At 44.0% G+C, this 21,566-nt stretch carries 26 protein-coding genes, 1 tRNA gene and 3 pseudogenes; 18 read left to right on the forward strand and 12 right to left on the reverse strand.

The annotated features are described in order from the left end of the window. Positions 1-9: 9 nt before the first annotated feature. The 3 genes from AC6RV6_RS08915 to hemF form a co-directional block, all read right to left on the reverse strand. Positions 10-375 carry an STAS domain-containing protein gene (locus tag AC6RV6_RS08915; RefSeq protein WP_500240489.1) on the reverse strand — a complete coding sequence of 122 codons (366 nt, stop codon included), beginning with the start codon at positions 373-375 and terminating at the stop codon, positions 10-12. Between the two features lie 131 nt (positions 376-506). Next, the gene (locus AC6RV6_RS08920) at positions 507-707 is read right to left on the reverse strand and encodes a hypothetical protein (RefSeq protein ID WP_500240490.1); all 201 of its coding nucleotides are present in this window, start codon (positions 705-707) and stop codon (positions 507-509) included. Next, positions 692-1,720, reverse strand: a complete 1,029-nt coding sequence (gene hemF / locus AC6RV6_RS08925) for an oxygen-dependent coproporphyrinogen oxidase (RefSeq protein WP_500240491.1) — start codon at positions 1,718-1,720, stop codon at positions 692-694. The genes AC6RV6_RS08920 and hemF overlap by 16 nt, the downstream gene beginning before the upstream one ends. Before the next feature lie 280 nt (positions 1,721-2,000). On the opposite strand from hemF, the gene AC6RV6_RS08930 reads away from it, so the two are divergent. The 10 genes and pseudogenes from AC6RV6_RS08930 to AC6RV6_RS08975 all read left to right on the forward strand — a co-directional run bounded on the left by AC6RV6_RS08930 (position 2,001) and on the right by AC6RV6_RS08975 (position 9,701). Further along, the gene (locus tag AC6RV6_RS08930; protein ID WP_500240492.1) at positions 2,001-2,480 is read left to right on the forward strand and encodes an SRPBCC family protein; all 480 of its coding nucleotides are present in this window, start codon (positions 2,001-2,003) and stop codon (positions 2,478-2,480) included. Between the two features lie 52 nt (positions 2,481-2,532). Beyond that, entirely contained in the window at positions 2,533-3,597 is a 1,065-nt protein-coding gene (locus AC6RV6_RS08935) for an Mrp/NBP35 family ATP-binding protein (RefSeq protein ID WP_500240493.1), read from the forward strand. An 84-nt stretch (positions 3,598-3,681) separates the two neighbouring features. Next, positions 3,682-4,965 carry a rod shape-determining protein RodA gene (rodA, locus tag AC6RV6_RS08940; protein WP_500240494.1) on the forward strand — a complete coding sequence of 428 codons (1,284 nt, stop codon included), beginning with the start codon at positions 3,682-3,684 and terminating at the stop codon, positions 4,963-4,965. Between the two features lie 152 nt (positions 4,966-5,117). Next, positions 5,118-5,297, forward strand: coding sequence for an NAD(P)H dehydrogenase subunit NdhS (locus tag AC6RV6_RS08945; RefSeq protein WP_500240495.1), 180 nt, complete (start codon positions 5,118-5,120; stop codon positions 5,295-5,297). A 69-nt stretch (positions 5,298-5,366) separates the two neighbouring features. After that, entirely contained in the window at positions 5,367-6,026 is a 660-nt protein-coding gene (locus AC6RV6_RS08950) for an HAS-barrel domain-containing protein (protein WP_500240496.1), read from the forward strand. A gap of 62 nt (positions 6,027-6,088) precedes the next feature. After that, positions 6,089-6,193, forward strand: a pseudogene (locus AC6RV6_RS08955) (Uma2 family endonuclease); the annotation flags it as partial. Between the two features lie 256 nt (positions 6,194-6,449). Beyond that, positions 6,450-7,688, forward strand: coding sequence for a cell division protein FtsZ (gene ftsZ, locus AC6RV6_RS08960; protein ID WP_500240568.1), 1,239 nt, complete (start codon positions 6,450-6,452; stop codon positions 7,686-7,688). A 45-nt stretch (positions 7,689-7,733) separates the two neighbouring features. Further along, a complete protein-coding gene (gene thiD / locus AC6RV6_RS08965) occupies positions 7,734-8,564 on the forward strand; it encodes a bifunctional hydroxymethylpyrimidine kinase/phosphomethylpyrimidine kinase (RefSeq protein ID WP_500240497.1) in 831 nt (276 codons plus the stop codon). 139 nt (positions 8,565-8,703) lie between these two features. Continuing rightward, on the forward strand, positions 8,704-9,276 hold the full coding sequence (locus AC6RV6_RS08970) for a hypothetical protein (RefSeq protein ID WP_500240498.1): 573 nt from the start codon (positions 8,704-8,706) through the stop codon (positions 9,274-9,276). Positions 9,277-9,302: 26 nt separating this feature from the next. After that, positions 9,303-9,701 (forward strand): hypothetical protein, encoded by a 399-nt coding sequence (locus AC6RV6_RS08975; protein WP_500240499.1) that lies wholly within the window; start codon positions 9,303-9,305, stop codon positions 9,699-9,701. A gap of 94 nt (positions 9,702-9,795) precedes the next feature. Here the strand turns inward: AC6RV6_RS08975 and AC6RV6_RS08980 are convergent, their stop codons facing one another. The 3 genes and pseudogenes from AC6RV6_RS08980 to AC6RV6_RS08990 all read right to left on the reverse strand — a co-directional run. Continuing rightward, positions 9,796-10,329, reverse strand: coding sequence for a hypothetical protein (locus AC6RV6_RS08980; protein WP_500240500.1), 534 nt, complete (start codon positions 10,327-10,329; stop codon positions 9,796-9,798). A 52-nt stretch (positions 10,330-10,381) separates the two neighbouring features. Next, positions 10,382-12,295, reverse strand: a complete 1,914-nt coding sequence (locus AC6RV6_RS08985) for a tetratricopeptide repeat protein (RefSeq protein ID WP_500240501.1) — start codon at positions 12,293-12,295, stop codon at positions 10,382-10,384. Between the two features lie 289 nt (positions 12,296-12,584). Next, a pseudogene (locus AC6RV6_RS08990) lies at positions 12,585-12,775 on the reverse strand (ISKra4 family transposase); the annotation flags it as partial. Positions 12,776-12,914: 139 nt separating this feature from the next. On the opposite strand from AC6RV6_RS08990, the gene AC6RV6_RS08995 reads away from it, so the two are divergent. Genes AC6RV6_RS08995 through ygfZ form a run of 3 tightly spaced genes read left to right on the forward strand, consistent with a single transcriptional unit; the run spans position 12,915 to position 14,468 of the window. Continuing rightward, positions 12,915-13,298 (forward strand): hypothetical protein, encoded by a 384-nt coding sequence (locus AC6RV6_RS08995; RefSeq protein ID WP_500240502.1) that lies wholly within the window; start codon positions 12,915-12,917, stop codon positions 13,296-13,298. Continuing rightward, the gene (locus AC6RV6_RS09000) at positions 13,273-13,407 is read left to right on the forward strand and encodes a hypothetical protein (RefSeq protein ID WP_500240503.1); all 135 of its coding nucleotides are present in this window, start codon (positions 13,273-13,275) and stop codon (positions 13,405-13,407) included. The genes AC6RV6_RS08995 and AC6RV6_RS09000 overlap by 26 nt, the downstream gene beginning before the upstream one ends. Beyond that, entirely contained in the window at positions 13,404-14,468 is a 1,065-nt protein-coding gene (gene ygfZ, locus AC6RV6_RS09005) for a CAF17-like 4Fe-4S cluster assembly/insertion protein YgfZ (protein WP_500240504.1), read from the forward strand. The genes AC6RV6_RS09000 and ygfZ overlap by 4 nt, the downstream gene beginning before the upstream one ends. Here ygfZ and AC6RV6_RS09010 read toward each other — a convergent pair. Further along, positions 14,465-15,499, reverse strand: coding sequence for a protein kinase domain-containing protein (locus AC6RV6_RS09010; protein ID WP_500240505.1), 1,035 nt, complete (start codon positions 15,497-15,499; stop codon positions 14,465-14,467). The genes ygfZ and AC6RV6_RS09010 overlap by 4 nt on opposite strands. A gap of 131 nt (positions 15,500-15,630) precedes the next feature. On the opposite strand from AC6RV6_RS09010, the gene AC6RV6_RS09015 reads away from it, so the two are divergent. The 3 genes from AC6RV6_RS09015 to AC6RV6_RS09025 all read left to right on the forward strand — a co-directional run bounded on the left by AC6RV6_RS09015 (position 15,631) and on the right by AC6RV6_RS09025 (position 17,548). Beyond that, a complete protein-coding gene (locus AC6RV6_RS09015) occupies positions 15,631-16,275 on the forward strand; it encodes a DUF4033 domain-containing protein (protein ID WP_500240506.1) in 645 nt (214 codons plus the stop codon). A gap of 323 nt (positions 16,276-16,598) precedes the next feature. After that, positions 16,599-16,835, forward strand: a complete 237-nt coding sequence (locus AC6RV6_RS09020; protein WP_500240507.1) for an NfeD family protein — start codon at positions 16,599-16,601, stop codon at positions 16,833-16,835. A gap of 68 nt (positions 16,836-16,903) precedes the next feature. Next, positions 16,904-17,548 (forward strand): glutathione S-transferase family protein, encoded by a 645-nt coding sequence (locus tag AC6RV6_RS09025; protein ID WP_500240508.1) that lies wholly within the window; start codon positions 16,904-16,906, stop codon positions 17,546-17,548. A gap of 17 nt (positions 17,549-17,565) precedes the next feature. Here the strand turns inward: AC6RV6_RS09025 and AC6RV6_RS09030 are convergent, their stop codons facing one another. Next, complete coding sequence (locus tag AC6RV6_RS09030; RefSeq protein ID WP_500240509.1) at positions 17,566-18,483, reverse strand: glycosyltransferase family 2 protein; 918 nt, start codon at positions 18,481-18,483, stop codon at positions 17,566-17,568. A gap of 467 nt (positions 18,484-18,950) precedes the next feature. Between AC6RV6_RS09030 and AC6RV6_RS09035 the strand changes: the two genes are divergently transcribed. Beyond that, positions 18,951-19,039, forward strand: a tRNA-Ser gene (locus tag AC6RV6_RS09035). 186 nt (positions 19,040-19,225) lie between these two features. On the opposite strand, the gene AC6RV6_RS09040 is transcribed toward AC6RV6_RS09035, so the two are convergent. The 4 genes and pseudogenes from AC6RV6_RS09040 to AC6RV6_RS09055 form a co-directional block, all read right to left on the reverse strand. Next, entirely contained in the window at positions 19,226-19,669 is a 444-nt protein-coding gene (locus tag AC6RV6_RS09040; RefSeq protein WP_500240510.1) for a PIN domain-containing protein, read from the reverse strand. 26 nt (positions 19,670-19,695) lie between these two features. After that, positions 19,696-19,929, reverse strand: a complete 234-nt coding sequence (locus AC6RV6_RS09045) for a hypothetical protein (protein ID WP_500240511.1) — start codon at positions 19,927-19,929, stop codon at positions 19,696-19,698. A gap of 88 nt (positions 19,930-20,017) precedes the next feature. Then, on the reverse strand, positions 20,018-20,434 hold the full coding sequence (locus AC6RV6_RS09050; RefSeq protein ID WP_500240512.1) for a hypothetical protein: 417 nt from the start codon (positions 20,432-20,434) through the stop codon (positions 20,018-20,020). Between the two features lie 51 nt (positions 20,435-20,485). Then, positions 20,486-20,795, reverse strand: a pseudogene (locus AC6RV6_RS09055) (hypothetical protein); the annotation flags it as partial. Positions 20,796-20,908: 113 nt separating this feature from the next. Between AC6RV6_RS09055 and lepB the strand changes: the two are divergent. Further along, positions 20,909-21,487, forward strand: a complete 579-nt coding sequence (gene lepB, locus AC6RV6_RS09060) for a signal peptidase I (protein ID WP_500240513.1) — start codon at positions 20,909-20,911, stop codon at positions 21,485-21,487. The last annotated feature ends 79 nt before the right edge of the window (positions 21,488-21,566 follow it).

Raw genomic sequence — 21,566 nt, forward strand, 5'->3', positions numbered from 1 at the left:
GAATTTCAGTTAAGTTGTTCCATTGCGATCGGTTTCCAAGGCTTCCTTTTCAGTCTCGAAAATTTCGAAAACTGAATCCATCATCGTTACTTCAAAGACTAATTTTGCTTCGGGATGGACATTGCAAATGCGAAAGCTGCCTTCTACTTTGTCAGCATCTCGCATTCCGGCAACTAACGATGTTAAACCCGAACTATCAATAAAATTAACCTGACTCAGATTAACGACAACGTGAGGACTGAGTTTGGAGATACATTCTTGCAATTTCAAGCGAAATTGCCAAGCGGTGGTAATGTCCAAGCGACCACTCGGGGCTAGGACGATTACTTTTGTCCCATCTTTGGTTGTGTGTTCTTTTTGTTCGATGTGAATCACTCGTCAATTCGCCTCAAAAACTCAAGCTGTGTGTCTTGGTTTGCGCTACTAGCCCGCAAAGCAGTCTTGTTGAAGGATTGCTGCGCGATTATCCAGAAGGTTGTTCTGGAAAAATCTTCCCTAGCTTACCATCAAGCGCGATCGATACAGGCCTTGATTCCAAAAAACAATTTTTGGGTTGGCTTTTTCTCTCGATTTTGATGGCAGCGATCGCCAGATTGTTCAAACTCGTTATAGAGTTTTCGATCGCTTTTTTGAGTGTATTTTAACACCCCAGTTTCTGTCAAACCGATATCCTGCGGCCAAGAACTGGATTTTATTGAGGAGTCCAAGCTGCCCAATCTTGGGGGGTGAGGAAAGTTTGATAGAGTTCGTCTTCTGAGGTGTTGGGAGTGGGGCTGTAGCAGTATTCCCAGCGAACCAGAGGCGGAAGGGACATCAAGATCGATTCGGTGCGTCCATTGGTTTGCAGTCCGAAAATGGTGCCGCGATCGTAAACCAAGTTGAACTCGACATAGCGTCCCCGCCGGTAAAGCTGGAAATTGCGTTCGCGATCGCCCCACTCTCGAGTTTGCCGTTTTTCAGCAATGGGGATGTAAGCCGGCAGGAAACCCTCAGCACAGTCGCGGACGAAGGCAAACAAGTCTTCCCAAGTCCGTTGAGGGGGTGCGCCCACCTTACGGCTGTAAGCGGCGGCAGTTTTATCGGTATGGGGGCCGCGATAGAGTTCGCCTGTTCCATCTTGATAGTCAAAGAAAATCCCGCCAATGCCTCGAGTTTCTTGGCGGTGCTTGAGATAGAAATATTCATCGCACCAAGGTTTAAAGGTGGGATAGTAGTCAGGATGATGGCGATCGCAAATTTCCTTGAATGTCCGGTGAAAATGGGCGGCATCTTCGGCAAATCCGTAATAAGGAGTCAAATCGATGCCGCCGCCAAACCACCACACTGGACCGGCTTCAAAGTAGCGATAATTGAGGTGAATCGTGGGAATGTAGGGATTGAGAGGATGCAAAACCATTGAGGTTCCCGTAGCGTAAAATCCGTGACCTTCCGCTTCTGGGCGCTGTTTGAGAATGGAGGGGGGCAACTGTTTTCCCCAAACTTCGGAAAAATTAACTCCTCCTTGCTCGAAAATTCTGCCCTCCCGTATGACCCGCGATCGCCCCCCACCCCCTTCTTCTCGTTCCCAAGCATCTTCGCGAAATTTTCCCGTTTCATCGAAGTCTTCTAAACCTTGACAAATTTTATCTTGTATGCCTTTCATGAATTGGCTGATGCGGGCTTGAGAATCGGCAGGAGGTTGAGTAGGAGTAACGACACTGGAAGCAGAAGCAACAGTCATGATTTTTGCTCTCTCGAATAGCAGATTTTTTATCGAACTCTTAATTCTTTCATGAACTGTGATAATGAATAACAAACGCTATACAATTCGCAATAACTATTTGAGCCGGGTTGGGAGTACGAGGTGAGAGAATTGTCCCTAGTAGACTCCACATCGGCTGTAATTTGCCTAAAATGGATTCTTTCCCCATGAGAGGTTGAGGAATGGCGAATTCGATTCGTCCTATCCAACCGACTTGTTGCAAACTGGTTAGCCTTATCGTCACTGTAGGAGGATTGATTTGATTCTGAGTTTATCGTTCAAACTCCTGATCCGACGAGGGAAAATTTTTTGTAAGTTTTCCCTCAATCAGCGCTATCGCGTCTTATGTCGTGCTTCAGTGGATGTCTTGTGGCAAAAACTCGTCAATCTTGCCGATGTTTCTTGGCATCCCTTCATCGATCGCACCAATGCCCCCAAAGGTTTAATTGCTAAACCCGGACTGATTTATCAAGCCGTGACACGCCTGACACCAATACCCGTGCGGGTTTTTGTCGAGCGAGTCGCCCCGGGAGAATTCCTCAGCGTCAGATTTTTAGCGCTGCCGGGGATTGAAAACCGCGTCACCTATCAATTTGAGTCCACGGTATGCGGCACTTATATTTCTTATTCCGTGACCATGCGGGGATTTTTATCGCCCCTGCTCTGGTGGTGGATTCGCCCTTACGTGGATCGCGTCGCTTCGAGCTTGGCTCGGGCGGCAGAAAGAGCGATCGCTTGATAAGATTTATGAAGTTAGAGCCTTCTCGCTTTCCCATTACCTTTTTCGACCCATGCTCGATCCCCAGTCAGTTTTAGAGATTTTACGTCCGGTGCAAGACCCCGAACTCCAGAAAAGTTTGGTGGAACTCAATATGATCCGCAACGTACAGATTAGCGGCAAAACGGTCAGTTTTACCTTAGTTTTAACGACACCAGCTTGCCCCTTGCGAGAGTTTATTGTCGAAGATTGTCAAAAAGCCGTTCGAGAACTGCCTGGGGTAGAAAAAGTCGAGATTGAAGTCACCGCAGAAACTCCCCAACAAAAAGAGCTACCCGATCGCCAAGGAGTCGAGGGAATTAAAAATATTATTGCCGTCTCCAGTGGGAAAGGCGGTGTCGGAAAAAGTACGATCGCAGTCAATATTGCTGTCGCTTTAGCCAAAACAGGGGCGAAAACAGGATTATTAGATGCAGATATTTATGGACCGAATGCCCCGACCATGTTGGGATTAACCTCGGCAAAGGTGGAGGTACAAAACAACGATAAAGGGCAAGATATCTTAGAACCCGCCTTTAACTACGGGATTAAATTGGTTTCCATGGGATTTCTCATCGATCCCGATCAGCCCGTAATTTGGCGAGGACCGATGTTAAATGGGATTATTCGTCAATTTCTCTATCAGGTGAATTGGGGAGAATTAGATTATTTAGTCGTAGATATGCCCCCCGGTACCGGAGACGCGCAACTCACTCTCGCTCAAGCCGTTCCCATGTCCGGTGTCGTTATCGTCACCACACCCCAAACAGTTTCTCTACTTGATGCCCGTCGGGGCTTGAAAATGTTCGAGCAATTGGGGGTCAATGTTTTAGGCATTGTCGAGAATATGAGTTATTTTATCCCTCCCGATTTACCCGATCGCCGTTACGATTTATTTGGTTCCGGTGGTGGCGAAAAAACAGCACGGGAATTAAATGTTCCATTATTAGGCTGTATTCCCTTAGAAATTCCCTTACGCGAAGGCGGCGATCGCGGCATTCCTATTGTCATAGGGGAACCCAACTCTGCTTCCGCGAAAGCCTTGACCCAACTTGCCGGAGAAATTGCCGCCAAAGTGTCCGTAGCCGCCCTAACTTAACGCGAAAGAAGGATAGAAGATGAAAGATTAAATGCTTTCCCGACTCCCAACTCCCTATTCCCTACTCTCTATTCCCGATTCTCTATGCTTCAACGTTCTTATAACGATAAAATCCCCCAGTGGAAAACATGGCTGGCTGGCTGGCAACAGTTAGATTTTTTTCTCCTCATTCTCGTCATTAGTCTGACCGCTTTTGGTGGCTTAATGATTCAGAGTACAGAAGTCAAACAAGAAACAGTTCGTTGGTTTTGGCTCTATCACTGGATTCTGGGCGCGTTTGGGTTGATTGTTGCCTTATTTATCGCGCGGTTGCGGTATGAATTTCTCATTCAATGGCATTGGATTATTTACGGACTCACGAATTTATCCTTGCTGGCAATTAAATTTTTTGGCGTAGAAATCAATGGTTCGACTCGTTGGTTAAACATTTTAGGGATTCAATTTCAACCCTCAGAATTTGCCAAATTGGGGCTGATTATTACGATGGCAGCCTTACTCCACGCTCGCCCAGCCACGAGCATTCCCGCCATTCTTCGCACCCTCGCCATTACTGTTATCCCTTGGGCGTTGGTTTTTGCCCAACCGGATTTAGGAACATCGCTTGTTTTTGGAGCTATTACCCTCGGAATGCTGTATTGGGCAAATGCCAATCCCGGATGGTTGATTTTAATGGTATCTTGTATCCCTTCCGCCGTGTTATTCAATGTATATCGTCCGGCTTGGTATGGTTGGCTCGGAGCAATGGGAATTATTGCGTGGTTGACGCTACCGTGGCGCAGGATCGGTACGGCGATCGCCATCTTTGCCAATACGATCGCGGGAGGGGCAAGCGGTTATCTTTGGAATGAGTTCCTCAAGGATTATCAAAAAGATCGCTTGATTTTATTTCTCCAGCCAGAAAAAGATCCCTTGGGTGGAGGCTATCACTTGATTCAATCCCGCATTGCGATCGGGGCGGGAGAAAGATGGGGTAAAGGTTTATATCACGGCACCCAAACCCAGTTAAATTTTATTCCAGAACAACATACAGACTTTATTTTTTCAGCAGTGGGGGAAGAGTTGGGATTTGCAGGTTGTATTGTACTACTCATCGTTTTCTGGCTGATTTGCCTGCGTTTGATCATCATTGCCCAAAATGCCAACGATAATTTTGGCTCTTTGCTGGCAGTGGGGGTACTCTCAATGATTATTTTCCAAGTTTTTGTCAATATCAGCATGACTATCGGCCTCGCTCCCATTACCGGAATTCCCCTGCCGTGGATGAGTTACGGGCGATCGTCCCTGCTCACAAATTTTCTCGCGATCGGTTTGGTAGAATCGGTGGCGAACAATCGAACGCGATTGCATTTTAAGCGAGGGGAATGGTAATCAGTCACCAGTCACCAGTCACCAGTCACCAGTCACCAGTCACCAGTCACCAGTCACCAGTTATCGGGAAATTGTAGAATGGGGAGAGATTTTGCGCTTCGATTTCTGTTAATCTGCAAGGTGAGTTTCTGTAATTGCAAAAGGAAAAGATTATGATTTTGCCCGGTGCAACGGTTCGCGTGATTAATCCCGATGATACTTATTATCGCTTTGAAGGCTTGGTTCAGCGTATCAGCGATGGAAAAGTTGCCGTTCTTTTTGAAGGGGGGAATTGGGATAAATTGGTAACATTTCAATTAGCGGAACTCGAAACCGTCGATCTCAAAAAGTAGTTATCGGCGATCGGTAATGAGTAATGAGCGATCGCTTCTTTACTCGTTACTTTTTACTCGTTACTCATTATGCGCCTTCCTCTGCCACAATTTACTAGTAGCGATCGCCATCCCGATCGCATTGCCGAAGTTATCGAAACAACAACGGTAGAAGTTCTGGCGCAATGTTTAGAGCCAGAAGATTTGAGCTTTCCCGTAATGCCTCCCTTTGGGAGTTGGGTGAAATCTCGCGATGAAGAATCGGGAAACAAGGTTTTAGGGGTTGTAACTTACGTCAAAACTTCTCCTATCGATTCGGTACACCGTGCCAGAGCCTTAGGATTATCCTTAGAAGAATTACGAGAACAGCAACCGCAAATTTTTGCCATGCTGAAAACAGAATTTCGCGTGGCATTATTGGGCTTTGAAACCCCTGCTCGAAATAATGACAACACTCGAGGCAGAATTTTTCAATATTTGCCCCCGCGTCCTCCTCAAATTCACCAAGCGGTTTATCGCTGTTTGCCAGAAGAAGTTGTTGCCTTTAGTGAAGAGTTGGGATTTTTGCGATCGCTTCTGCAAGTGAAAAATATTCCCGTTGAGGCTTTAGTCTCTGCCTCTCTACGAGAAATCTATCGCTTGAGAAAAGGCGATCGCCCTTGGTTGGTTAGGGCAGGACGAGAATTAAGTTTACTCTTAAAGGACGATTATGATACTTTGCGCTATATTTTGAGCCAGATCCATTGGTGATGGTTACTCAATTGTGTGGACTTTACTACTGAAAATTATTGACATTTTTATAAATTAATAATTCAAATGTCAAGTCCAGTACTGGCAAATCTGGATACGAACCCGATATTATTATCCTCGATTGGGAGGCCGTGAAGGCAGAATCTCGTTGGGAAAAAGAATCGATCCGGGCAGTAAAATTCAAACAGCGAGACCTCGATCTCTCACCCCGAATCCCATACCTGTAGCTGCATCCCTTATGAGACAACACAAAAAATCCGTTTGAGAGTCCGTTTGATGAATAGATTATGCAGCAATAACGTGCTTTTATGCTAGTATTCTACAGCAATATGTCGAACCCAATGCTTCTTCAAGAGTCGTCGTAAAATGGCGAGGCTTTGTGGAAATTATGGCTTACGATAACAGTATCTATCCAATTCACTCATAGTTCCTTCAGCCGTGGCGAGCAACTTACCCTTTAATAATATCGGGACATCTCTTCCCCCCAGCAGCGACTACTTAAGCCTTCCTCAAGAAACAACAGGGAGAAATAACATCGTGCCGAGCAATGCAGCAAAAATCAAAGTGATTGGCGTAGGTGGCGGCGGATGCAATGCCGTCAAACGCATGATTGACAGTGGGATTAGCGGGATAGAATTTTGGACGATTAACACCGATGCCCAAGCTCTCGAACTCACCCCTGCCGAAAATCGCCTGCAAATCGGTCAAAAATTAACCAGAGGACTCGGAGCTGGCGGAAACCCAGCGATCGGGCAAAAAGCTGCAGAGGAGTCTCGGGATGAAATTGCCAACGCTCTCGAAGGAACGGATCTGGTTTTCATTACTTCAGGCATGGGAGGTGGTACGGGAACTGGAGCTTCTCCCATCGTTGCGGAAACGGCCAAAGAATTGGGGTGTTTGACTGTCGGCATTGTGACTCGTCCCTTTACGTTTGAAGGTCGCCGCCGCATGAATCAAGCAGAAGAAGGTATTTCTGCCTTACAAAGTTGCGTGGATACGCTGATTGTTATTCCCAATAACAAACTCCTCTCGGTTATTTCTCCAGAGATTCCCGTGCAGCAAGCCTTTGTTATTGCTGATGATATTTTGCGTCAAGGGGTACAAGGGATTTCCGATATTATTGTTATCCCCGGACTGGTGAACGTAGATTTTGCCGATGTGCGGGCGGTCATGGCAGATGCAGGATCGGCACTCATGGGCATTGGCGAAGGAACGGGCAAGTCTCGCGCCCGAGAAGCCGCACAAATGGCGATTTCCTCTCCTCTCTTGGAATCGTCCATCGAAGGGGCAAAAGGCATGGTCTTTAATATTACAGGGGGTTCGGATCTGACTCTCCACGAAGTTAATACCGCCGCCGAAACGATTTATGAAGTCGTCGATCCCGATGCCAATATTATTTTTGGAGCCGTGATCGATGACACGATGGAAGGGGAAATTAAAATTACCGCGATCGCAACCGGGTTTTCGGGCAGTGCTTCGGGTGCATCTCCCTCTCTCTATCCTCCAGCAACGGTGAAAAAATCCAATCGTCCCGCCCCCCCTTCTAACACTCCACAACCTCGTCCCGCTCCCCCTTCTCCCCCCACTTCCAACCCGCAAGAAATGGGGACGGGTTTAGATATTCCCGATTTTCTTCAACGCCGTCGTTTTCCGCGAAGATAATTTCAATTATCAGTTATCAATTATTCAGTTTGGCATCAGGAATAGATGGATAGCGTGAAAACGGTACTAACGATCGCTGGCTCTGATAGTGGCGGCGGGGCGGGAATTCAAGCTGACTTGCGAACCTTTTCCTTTCATTGCGTTCACGGAACAAGTGCGATAACTTGCGTTACGGCACAAAATACGGTTGGGGTGCATCGGGTGGATGCTCTTCCGCCAGAAGCAGTCTCAGCACAAATTGAGGCAATTGTCAAGGATATCGGCAGCGATAGTGCAAAAACAGGAATGCTGCTAAATGCTGAAATTATTGTGGCAGTGGCGGAAAGTGTCGAAAAATGGGGGATTTTTCCTCTCGTGGTGGATCCGGTAATGGTCTCTCGCACGGGAGCGCAATTAATCGACGATCGCGCCATCATTACCTTACAAGAACGATTGATTCCTCAAGCTACCATCCTAACTCCCAACCGCTATGAGGCGCAGATTTTGTCGGGTTTGGAGATCGATACCCTTGAAACGATGAAAATCGCTGCCGAGAAAATTTACCAATTGGGCGCAAAAACCGTGTTGATTAAAGGCGGGGGAATGCTGGGAGAATTAAGAGGCGTTGATGTTTGGTTTGATGGGCAAAACTGGGAAGTTCTACAAACCGAAACTGTTAATACTAAAAATACTCATGGTACCGGCTGCACTTTATCGGCGGCGATCGCCGCTAATTTAGCGATGGGACAAGACCGATTCACCGCCGTCTGCAATGGGAAAGACTATGTAACCCGTGCTTTGCAATACGCTCTGGAAATTGGGGCAGGAACGGGGCCTGTGGGACATTTCTTTCCTTTACTAACGAGAAAGAAAGTTGATCTTAAAATCAAAAATTAAGGTTTTGTCGCAATGACGTTAGTAATTAAAAGAATTGATTTATGATAAATATTTAGCAACTTTATCTGTGGTTTCTCTCGTGCTTAACCTCGAAAATTACTCTAAATTGTTGCCCTATTAGTGTTGTTGAGAACTGAGAATGTTTAAATATCAACAAGAAAAGCAGAAAACTCAAGACAATGGAAAAGCGCCAGACGGTAAGCAAAATTATCGTCCCGCCGTTCCCATTAGCGTCTATCGGGAGTTAGCCAAGGAATTACAAACGACCAAAGGCGAACTAGAAGCAGTAAAACAACAGAATCATCAGTTAACCAACCAAAATAAACTGATGCGACAGGAGTTAGATAAAATCACTCAATGCGTGCAAGCGTTTCAGCAAGCTAAAGGGAATCCTCACGCACCCGATAATCCAGCCTTAAAACTCGAAAAACCTGTTATTCCCGATTTTCCCTCAGAAAATCAGCCTGTTTCCCCAGTCCCTTCTCCTCCTCTCGAACCGGCTTTTGAAGAGATGGATCGGAATGAGGAATATGCGATCGAGATTGAAGAACCTTCTAAGAATCGACGTTTTAGCCTGCTCGATAGCTCTGGCGATATTAGTGGCTGGTTATTGGCGATCGCGATCGCCCTCATGGTATTAACGGCATTTGGGGCGGGTTTCCTCTTTGTGCGTCCTTGGTTGCTGAATAACAGTAATAATAACGGTTCATAAGAAATGCGATCGTTTCACGATTATCGATGTCAAATTTAACGAGCGATCGCCATGAGAGAATGACAAACGCCCTCCTTTCTTTAGAGGGATTGTCTTTGGGAGATGCTTTTGGACAGTGCTTTTTTCTGCCAGAAGAAACGGCATTATCGCTAATTAATGCTCGCACGCTCCCCGATCGCTTTTGGTACTATACCGACGATACGGTGATGGCGATCGCGATTATCGAAACTCTGGAGAACTTTGGCGCGATCGAGCGCGATTATTTAGCCCGAGCATTGGTGAAAAGATATCAACAAGAACCAGATCGAGGAGGCGCAAGCGGCATCAGAAGTTACTCATGCTCATCCCGACGCGCAAGCAGGAGCGATCGCCCTCAATCTTGGTTAGAATGTCGAGAAAACTTAGCGATCGTCGAACAGATTTAAAAATTAAGAACAATTAGATTATAGCACTACGCGAATACGTTAGAATGTTCAGAAAATTCACCACAGAAGCACAGAGAATGCAGAGAGAGGGAAACTAGAACTCATCAGATCCACATTCAATAATGAGGCCGGGTTCTATAAAACGCTGAAACTCAACATGATAATTCGCTGGCAATTTAGGAACGAGATGCCAAGCAGTAAGGTTGGCATGACCTGCACAAGGACCAATTCCACTCACCACTGTATGGTAATAAAGTCGGCGATTTGTATCTTTGGTTACGCGAACAGTAAAAGAATTATAACGAGGAAAGCGCGAACATCCTCCCGGAATGTTAACTTGCCGACCGATCGCCGTCCATTTAGTCAAGTCTGGCAGAGGAATTCCCTTGCATTCTGGCGAATTATTCAGATAGGTTTGAAAAGTAGATTCATCCTGAATAATTACTTCGCGAGCCTTTTGCTGAATAACATAAAGAGGTGTGAGACAGCGATCGAATTCATAGGCTTGAATCCAGAGAGGTTCAAGAGTATTGTTGTCTGAATAATGCGGCTGTATGGCGATCGCATCGCCAATAATCACCATGACAACGCAGCAGATACAAAATACAAACAGTACAATCCTTTGCATGAATTCCTTCCTTTCTCAATCAGAAATTAGTCAATTAAACCATTCATTCTTATTAGCCCAGATTGGGCAGTAATTGCGGAAGAAGTTGACCGGGAACCTGAGACAGGGCGAGATTTTGTCCTGCGATTCCTCCTTGTTTGTAAAAGGCACGGACAGTGCGGATAATATAATTGAGCGCGGTTTCATAACTTCCCGAATCTTGAGAAACATTACTGAGAGCTTGTAAATGAGCTTGTAATGCCGTTTCCAAATGTTGTAATTTTTCGGATTTAGAGAGGGGAAATTGCTCCTCCGTTCCCAATTGATACGCAACCAAGCCGAGATTGTTATAAGTGCCTAAAAAGTTAAAATTAACTTTCACGGGGGGAGTTTGGCGATCGAGATGATGGGCAAGTTTGGTGGCAATTTGATAAGCCTCTGCTGCTCGTTGTAAATAGTCTTGTTTGAGGACAGATTCTAAACCTTCCGTTGCTGTTAAATGCCAATAAGCCGTCCCTAAATTATTTTGCGTTGCCGCACAAGCACTAGGGGCATTTTCTCCCGTGCGATAAATGAGGCTCTGTTCGTAACAATCGATCGCCGATCGCAAATGTCCTTCTCGGTTGTCATATTGAGATAAATTCCAATAAGCTGTCCCTAAGTTATTTTGAATCATCGCCCAGTTCAGGGGATCACCTTGGGGATCGTAATATTTTCCCGCTTCGGTATAGGCGGCGATCGCGGCTTGTAAATTAGTGGGGGCGTTCTCGTGTTGCGCCAAATGCCAATAAGCCGTCCCTAAATTATTTTGCGTCGAACCGTATTTTAAAGCATTATTTGCTGCCGTGCGATAGTGTAGGGCTTCCTCATAAGCGGCAATGGACTGACGCAGGTTTTCCGGCAAATCTCGATAGCGGGCCATATCCCCATAAGCCGCCCCTAAATTATTCTGGATCATGGCGTAGGTTTGGGGCATGGCTTCGCGATCGCTCAACGTCGCGATCGCTTCGTGGTAGATAGCAAGGGCTTGTTCTAAATCGGGATACGCTTGTTCTGGACTATCGGGACGACGCGATCGCATCCAATAAAAATTCCCCAGATCGTTATAAATTTCTGCGGCGACGGGAAAAGTTTCTCGATACTGTAACGCTTGTTCGTAGGCTTGGATCGCTGTCGTGAGGGTGTCGCGATCGACTTCTCCTTTGGCAATGCGATCGCGATGTTGATGGGCAATTTGCAAATAATGTTGAGCCGCCATTGCTGGAGAATAATGGGGTGGTAAAGGTCGGCGTTTCGGGGGAGGAGGAGGCCCGGGAATCTTCGCTTTCGGCACGTTGGGAATAGGCGCAACGGGGGCGGAGAGGGTCTTGAGCGATACAAAAGGAAATTCTCCCTCATTTCGGGTTCTCGCACCATTAGAGGCTGTTTTGACAAGGGAAGAAGAGCCATTGTTTTCGACGAGACAAGACGACTGGGTTGGGGTTTTGCTGCCGGTCAAGGTGTATGGTTGCAATGCACTCTCGTTCCCCAAAGCCGAGATTTCTCCTGTAAATTCAAAGACTCCTGTATGCCATTGCCAAAATTCCGGCACTGATTGACGAATATTATTCAACCAAGGTTGAGATACCCAGAGTAATAGAGAGAATTCTACTTGTGTTATATGGCGTTCGATCCGTCTGAGAGTGCGAATAAATCGCTGTTGAACGCTTGCATTCTTGCGAGTCAGATTTTCAATACCGACAATTTCAAAAGTGGAGTGAGGAGAAGGGTGAGGAGTTTGTTTGAGGAAAGCAGCGATCGCGGCGAGAAAGTTGGGATTATTGGCATCTAAGGTTAATTTAACCAAGGGGGAAGGGCGATCGCTCCGGGAAGCATGTAACTGTTGAGAAATGCGATCGCTCAGTCCGGTATTATCGCAGACCGCAAAAAAGATCTGACGGCGCAACCCGACATTCAAGGCTTGTTGCAGGCGATGATAGTTAGCCATATTGTTTGAAATGGAAGATGCAGACATCGATCGATAGTGTTGCAGTTTAAATGATGAGTGACCCTTTCCTACTAACTACAATCTTGTTTTTCTTGAATCTGCACGTTTTCAAATTTATCGTCCTCCCACAATGAAAAAAAACAAACGCCGTCCGCTTGTTGGGTAATTTGGGCATGACTTACGAACTTTTAGAAGATGAGGTCGATCCGGAGGATATGGCCGCCGAAAGGATGGCGGAAAAAAGGGTGCATCTCAAATTTGTAAATCTACCCTTTGTATCAAAATAACCCTAGGAAAAAGCGCCATTAAGGTGAACACAGTCTAAGGAGAGGATTTTAGGGAGATTGATAGTATGCCACTGAATCTAAATATTTTAACACGTTGTCCAATTTGTTGGATACCCGATTCAATCGTTCCCGAACGGATTGAACTAATTTGTTCTCGTTGATAAACGTCATAATTGATGATATGTTCAGAGTGTCTTTATGGAATGGAGAAAAATAGAATAAGATTAATTTTTATTTAAAATTATTGAAAAATTTCTCAATATAGCCTAAAAATCATAACATCTATCTATTACGGCGAAACAGCGATTGCGAAGCCAAAATCATATTAATCAATGAAACCTAAATTTAAAACAACTCAAGATTGGGAGAAAGCCCAAATTCTCATGCAGCCTTCCTTAATTCGCGTGATTGATAATATTAGGAAACATTTGGATACTTCTCGCTGGAAAGGAACTTATGAGGATATCCAAGACCCTTTTCCCGGACATCGACTGCGCTTGACGAATGAAGGGCGATCGCTAACTTTCGATATCTGGGATTTATGCTTTCAAGCCTGTTTTCTTAACTATCCTCCTCCTTCTCATTTCCAACCCGAAGGAGAAGTCGAAGTTGATATCGATTCTCGCTTATTTGATGAAGGAGGAGAAGTCGATTGGAATATCCTCGATGATAAAGTCAAACAATTGATAGATGCAATTTTTGCCGATTTATCTTAATATCAGTTATCAGTCAACAATTATCAGTCACCAATTATCAGTCACCAGTCACCAGTCACCAGTCACCAGTCACCAGTCACCAATTATCAGTCACCAGTTCCGGAAATGACACAAACATTAAGAGATATTCAAATTAGTTTAGGGGCAAATTTTGAGGAAAATTCTACTATTCCTCAGAGTTTTGGGAATGATGTAAAGGTTTTAGAATCAATAAAACAAGGCGTTATACTGTGCGATCGCTCTCATTCTGGACTGATTCGACTGACGGGACAAGATCGAGTTCAGTTTCTCCACAATCAAAGTACCAATGATATTAAGCGCTTGCAACCCGGAGAAGGCTGTCAAACTGTATTTGTTACTTCTACGGCGAGAACGATCGATCTCGCGACAGTTTACGCGACAGAAGAGGAATTATTGCTCTTACTTTCTCCCGGTCAGAATCAGTCGATGATAAAATGGTTAGATCGCTATCTATTTCCAATGGATCGCGTTAAATTAACTGATGTTTCTGAAGAATTTGCTATTTTTAGCCTCATTGGTGAAGGAAGTGAAGATTTTGGTAAAAACTTTAATTGGGAAGAGCTATCGAGTCATTTAGAAGGCAATCATATTAAATCAAATATTGATGGAGAAGAGATAAGAATTGCTGTCGGCAATGGTTTAGGATTGAAGGGCTATACTTTGATAATTCCCGTACAAAGTGCGGCGAAAGTGTGGGAGGAGTTGGTGCAAAAAGGAGCAATCCCCGCAGGCGATCGCGTTTGGGAACAGCTTCGCATTCAACAAGGAAGACCGCTCCCCGAAGCCGAATTAACAGAAGAATACAATCCTTTAGAAGCAGGATTATGGCAGACTATTTCTTTTGAAAAAGGCTGTTATATCGGTCAAGAAACAATTGCTCGTCTCAATACCTATAAAGGGGTCAAGCAACGTTTATGGGGGATTAAACTCGATGCACCTGTCGATCCTGAAACTCCGATTATTATTGATGACAAGAAGGTCGGCAAAATTACCAGTTTCATTGAGAGTCCCGATGGTTTTTTGGGATTAGCTTATCTAAAAACAAAAGCCGGTGGAGAAGGTTTAAAGGTTAAAATCGGAGATAGCACAGGAGAACTAATCTCTGTTCCTTTGTTAACTCACGAATATTATGAAGGAAAACAATCTTAATGTTTAGTTTTCTCTTCTTGCAAATATTCAGCTTGTAATTCTTCTAACTCGCGATCGATCGCATTCTGTAGCGGAGGAACTGCGATCGCTTGACTCGAAAGTTCTCCGGTGAACTGCGTTTGCAATTGTTCTAAGGTTAAATCGACAGAAGTCGGAATCGTTTGTAAGTCCTGTAATATTTCCGAGACTGCCGTATAACGCTGACTCATGGCTGACTTTAACATCTTATCTAAAATACATCCAAATTCTTCATCAAGAGAACTTTTTAAATGTTGTCTCCAAATCCATTTTCCTTCTTGAATATCAAAAAGCTCGAAAGGATGCAAACCTGTTAATAAACTGATACAAGTTACTCCCAAACTATAAATATCGCTGGCATAAGTTGCCCGACCGATCGTTTGTTCTGGCGCGGCAAAACCCGCCGATCCGATCGCCGTTCCGGTTTGTTCTAATGTTTCTGAATCGATAATTTTCGATGCACCAAAATCCACCAAATATAACAAGCGATCGCATTGGCGGCGAATAATATTTTCTGGCTTAATATCTCGGTGAATGACCTGATTCTCGTGAACGAATGCTAAAACCGGGAGGAGATTTTCTAGTAAAGCGCGAACTTTAATTTCTTCAAACGGTCCGAATTTACCCACTTCCCGGGCTAAATTATCCCCTGCAATAAATTCCTGTACCAAGTATTGGCGATCGTCCAAAGAAAAATAAGCCAATAAATTAGGAATTTGGGGATGATTGCCCAATTCATCTAACTGAATAGCTTCGCGTGCAAATAATTCTGCTGCTTTGACAAGGGTACTTTTTTCGGTGGTACGAGGCAAAAATTGCTTAATCGCACAATAGGGTTTTGAGGGTTTATCTTCATCGATCGCTAGAAAGGTTTTCCCAAATCCTCCTTGTGCCAAAGGTTTCAGCGTCCGATAGCGGTCTTTGAGCCTTAATGTTGTACCACAAGTATGACAATAATTCCCATCGTCAGGATTTTCAGGTTGAAAACAGTTGGGATTAATACAATAGCTCATGGGTTTGCAATGCCAAAAATCATTCCTCTTTCTATGGTATGGCTTATAGTGGGAAACGATAGCGATCGCAAATCTTAACCGTTCGACGATATGATAGAGAGACAAGATAAATCGTAAAGCAAAGTTTGAGGATGGAGACTGCCGAACAGGAAGTTTACAAAGATAATCTCTTCGATCGTTTATTTATCGCCTTGGTTGCGCGAAAAATAGCGATCGCTTTGGGAAAGGAAACCCAACTGAAAGGTTATGACGGTTTTGTAGACCTGTCCAAACAGATTGTACGAGGTCGCACCCCCCAAGAACAGCAAGAATTAGTGGCTGTTATTTTACAATCCTTGGTTCCCTCACAACTCCTCGCGATCGTGCGTGCTGTGTTTTCTCCGACTCAATTGGTTTGCGAACTCAATGCGTGGTTTGGGGCAACTTTCTTTCAATGGCTGGTGGGATCTTGCCAAGTGGTAGATGTTGAAGTTCCGATAGAAGAAGCAACAAGAACACAAAAAAGTGGCATTCATATTCAGAAATGTAGATATTTAGAAAATAGTGGTTGTGTCGGCATGTGCGTCAATATGTGTAAGATTCCTACGCAAGATTTCTTTACCCAAAAATTTGGCATTCCCCTCACCATGATTCCCAATTTTGAGGATCTCAGTTGCGAGATGATTTTTGGACAGACCCCTCCCCCTCTCGCAGAAGATCCCGTCTCTACCCAATCTTGTTTAATCGATCGCTGTTCGATTACCAAGGCTAAAACCCAATCCTGTCCCAAAGTTTAGGGGATTTTTGCCGATTTTTCTGGATTGATTTCTTTGCCTAACATAAAATCCCAAAAAAAACAAGATCGATTGTGGATCGGTAAGATCGTGTTGGGTTTTCCCCATACCGATCTTGTTTGGCCGAGGTTAATCCCGCATCTTTAAAGATAAGCCAGCCTGTAAATGTCCGACGCGATCGCCTGATTTTCAAACCCCAGACAGATTCTTAAGTGGCATATTTCCGGAAACAAAACTTTTTTCGAGAAAGACTGATTAACAAGACAGCAATCGCGTCATTTGTCAATACTGTCTAAACTCAGCAGAACATTGGGAGAGATTTCATTATGTTTGGCCTCTTTAAGAAAACAGATCGCCCCTCGGGTCGCAAATTCGATCTTTGGAAAGGCAATGCCATTGTTACCGAACCCATTGAATCCGATCGCCGCGGCCGCGTCAAATTTCGCGGGGCTTGGTGGTTTGCCCGAGGGGTAGGTGAAATTAATGCGTCCCCCGGAGTTTGGGTGAATGTCATCGGACGAGATGAGATGACATTACTGGTTGAATTGCCCGCGCAGAATTAAAGGTTTGTTTCGTTGCGATCGCCTCAAATGATAAAATTATAGATAAAGTATGACGTTGAATTGCGATCGTGACTCAATTCGCTCTTGTTATTGGCAATAAAAATTATTCTTCTTGGTCTCTGCGCCCTTGGCTGGCCATGAAACAAGCTGGCTTGAAATTTAGCGAAATTCGCATTCCTCTCGATACTCCCGACAGCCATCGCGAAATTCGCCTTTACTCTCCCTCCGGACGAGTTCCTGTTTTGCTGCACGATAATCTCACGATTTGGGAGTCTTGGGCAATTTGTGAATATATCGTGGAAAACTTTGCTCCGCAATTATTGCCTCGCGATCGCCAAGCTCGGGCGATCGCGCGTTCTGTTAGTCTGGAAATGCACTCGGGATTTCAGCACCTGCGGCAAAATATGCCCATGGACTGTCGCAACCGCTTTCCCGGGGAAGGTATGAATCCTAACGTCCAAACGGATATTATCCGCATTAAAGACATTTGGCGCAATTGTCGCGATCGCTTCGGAAAAGACGGACTCTTTTTATTTGGCGACTTTTCCCTAGCGGATGCCATGTTTGCCCCAGTTGTTTCTCGATTTATTACTTATGACGTTCCTTTGACAGATAACGAAAAATCTTACGCTGCAAGTGTTTGGCAACTTCAGGCCATGCAAGAATGGTTAGATGCTGCTTCACGGGAAACAGAGATTATTTCCCATCCTTAGAGGAATTAGAGATTAAGTTACGCAGCAATATCTTTTTCTGAATTCGAGGCTGCGATCGCGCTTAATTTGGCCTCTGAATTATTATTTTGTGTTGCATTAACTTGTAATAACTTTTCTTGCTCATTTTTGTGTTGCCATTCTTCCACTTTCAGAACAATCAAATACTCATAAAAAGCCTGTAAAATACACCAAGTTAACCCAGCTTTCCCGTCGAAAATTCCTCCTAACACGAAATACATATAAAAGAAGCGAATTAAAGGACGAAAAGGTAAGCGCAACGATAAATCTTTTAATGCCCGTCGTCGTTTGATTTCTGTCTTCCCGAAAAATAAGTCTTTCCAGCGAACTTTTTGATATTGCAATTGATAGATCGTTTCTCTGGCTTCATTGGTAGAGTAGCGATCGTGTTTTTCCAACCAGCGACTCAAACCTTTACTACAGGTAAAATGAGGATAGTTGGACTTGAGCAAATCTGTTTTTCCTTGACACTCCTCTCGTTCTGCATGACCATAATCAGAAAACCAAACTTTATTCTTCTCTAATAAACGCAATTGATAGCGAGGGTATTGAGTAGAATGGCGAATCCAATGTCCCATAAACATGACCTGTTCGGCAACGTAATAGCCCACATTTTCAGTATTTTCGATCGCTTGCAAACATTCGGCAAATAATTCCGGTGTCATGCGTTCGTCGGCTTCGAGAATATACACCCAATCGTGGCGAGTCGCAACATTTTGTAACATCCACGTTCGTTGCTGCCCATGACTGACAAATTTGTGACAGACAGTTTGTACGGGATAACCTCGGGCAATTTCTAAGGTGCAATCGCTACTATAAGAATCGACAATAATTACATCATCAGATAATAAGGCTGACTCAATACAAGCGGCAATATCTAATTCTTCATTATGGGTCAGAATAAAAATAGAGAACATGATAGGGGGTAGATATGGATACTTTTTATATCTTACTGTGAGAGAATAATTCTCTGAAAGAGATAAAGTTATGTTGAGATGGTAATGCACCCTCCCGAGGAAATTCGGGAATTTTAAAGACTCAACAAACAGACTGCCGCAATAACAAAGCCTCCTATTACAGTGAGTATCCCAGTGTTGTCCGGTTTCTTTTTGTCCTCTTTCTTTTTTGAGAAGTCCTTCGTAAAATCGCAATTCAGACATCGCCAGAGGGTTGCATTGATCGAGATTACAGTATGCCGATGGCATTCTGGACATTCTGTTCCCGAACAAGTTCCATGAGACTCGTGAGACATAAATTTAACCTCCCTGTTGGTGAGATGGATTTGTCTTCCTATTCCTTCTTCTGAGGAGACGAGGAAAATTTATGCAAGTTGCAATACTTGTTAATATGGGAAATTATTGCTATAATGATCGAATATGACCTTGGAGAGGTGGCTGAGCGGTTGAAAGCGGCTTCCTGCTAAGAAGTTATGAGGGTTAAACTTCATCGAGGGTTCGAATCCCTCCCTCTCCGCTTTTTCAATGAGCAACGATCGACGTTCTATTCAGGAATTGAGTCTCTCTACGTTATGGGAGAGTGAAGCCCCTCATCTATCCGAAGGATGATGAGCGGGTGTATTCACTAGATGTTGAATATTGATATATCGTTATCAATATAATGAGAAGTCTGGTTTTTATGTTAAAATAAATAATTTTTCTTCTAAGATTGCATTTGACCTTCTACATATTTCTTTACAAAATCATCGGCAGTTAAACACTCAAAATCTGCGATCGCCTTAAGCAACTCCCGATTTCCAGACACAAAACAATTTGCATTTCCATATTTTGCGGATAGATAAATTTCGATATCTTCCGAAGGAATTGTGTTTTCATTGATTAATCGTAATTTTTCCTCATCCCAATCTCTAGTAGAAGGAACATAAAAAATATTAAACCAACGCCAAATATTAGAAATTAGTTGAGAGGCTCGCTCCTTACCATATAAATATTTACTGACTCTTCGGATTTGATCTATCAGTTCATCAGAAAGAATAACTTCAGCTTTAAGAATGCTGGTTTTTCCTCGATAACCGAGAGCTTCTAAGATTCTACTTTCTTGACTTTGCTTATCCGCATCGCCAACAATGAAAATATTAGTGTCCAAAAAAATTCATTCTAATTCAGACATTTCTATGTCCGTCCCTTTTCTTTTAGAATTTCTAGCTTAATCTGGCGAATTAATTGCATAATCTTTTCTCGATTATCGTAACCTTTTTCAAGCATAAGTTGATGGCGCTGCTCAAATTCGTCCGGTTCTTCTTTCGCCACAATAATGATATCTACTTCGCTATTGCTACATTCTTCTGGCAATGTAGCTTTTACTTCTCCATCTTTAATCATTCCTTTTACTTGTATCATTTTCATGAGTTTTTCAGGATTTCCTTTCTCTTGTCGTCGTTCTATTATAATTTATTGTCTATATAGTATCAATTCTCATTTTTTACCGTTGAATTTAAACGCAGCGATCGCTTCCCCAATTTTGATGCCCTCTTCCTTCCCAGCATTGAACTTGAGAACCGATCCAGTCTAATTGCCAGCGATCGCCATCCCATTGAAACTCTAAACGATAGCGACGACCTCGCAAAGAATCATCAGCCAAACCGACAATTTCTACCGTAACAACGGCAATTTCTCGGCTGGGATACTCAATCGAAATTGCTTCGGATTTTCTGCCTTCTGACTCTCGAGTATATTCCTCAAATAAACTGAGGGCAACTTCGCGAGGGTGAGGGTTAGCGAATAATTGGCGAGAGGAAAGAAATCGTTGCGGATCGAGAGAATTGTATTGAGTGCGATCGCTTTCCTGCGCCAATAACTGACACCCAACAGAAGTCAAGAGAAAAATTGCCAGAAAGCATCGTTTGAACATGACAATAAATAATCAATAACCAATCACCCAAACTGTAAATGTTGGGGGCTGCCGATCTTCCGCATGAACAGCAATTAAGCGCCTTCCTTCCGCAAAAATGGGTTCGATCTCGGCTTCTGTACTCACCAATAAAGCTCCATGTGCCGATCCCATAAAAATTTTAATGAACTTGCGGATCGATAACCCCCGGAAACATTGTCAAACCTTGCGCGTCAAGGACATCATCCGTGGATTCTGGTGTAATATTCTCAGCAATGCGAGCAATTTTTCCTTGGCGGATCTGGACATCTCCGAGGAGAAAATGACCGTCTGGGAGGAGAATATTAGCCTGACGAATTAAGCGATCGGTGTCGGAAAACATGGAAGGTTAAAATTAACGACGTACAAGCTATGATAGAGAAATTAGCCCCTAAAATTTTTCTTCTCACCAAACCCGTAATTTTTTGTTGTAATTCTGTGATTATTGATTAGCTTATGTCTCGGTTAAAAAGTACTTCGGTTGAAGCACTTAAAACGATCGCCCTGAGTGCAGTGCTGGCGATCGGCATTCGTCAATTTGTCGCTGAAGCGCGTTACATTCCTTCAGAGTCGATGTTACCGACCCTTGAGGTCAACGATCGCTTGATGATCGAAAAAATGACTTATCGTTTCCGCAAACCCGTGCGCGGCGATATTATCGTGTTTAATCCCACGGATGCCCTCGAGCGTCAAAACTTCCACGATGCTTTTATTAAGCGCGTCGTGGGTTTACCCGGGGAAACTGTCGAGTTAAAGGACAAAAAGGTTTACATTGATGGCGAACCCTTAGATGAAGACTATATTGCCCGACAGGACTCAACAGAGGTCAATATCTGTCGTTTCCAATCGGATAAGCCTTATCTGGCCGATCCCGTCACTGTTCCCGAAGGATCTTATCTGGTTTTAGGTGATAATCGTAACAATAGTTATGATAGCCGGTGCTGGGGTATTGTCCCTCACGAAAAAATTATCGGTCGTGCTGCGGTACGTTTTTGGCCGCTCGCCCGCATGGGAGGCGTTGAAAAACAAGAGTAATTTGTTTTTTGCGAGCTTTGTGAATTGAATTTTGTGAATTGATGAAAGGGTTAACAAGTTGTTGACCCTGATTTTTTTG

The organism is Spirulina sp. LEGE 11439, assembly GCF_059821285.1.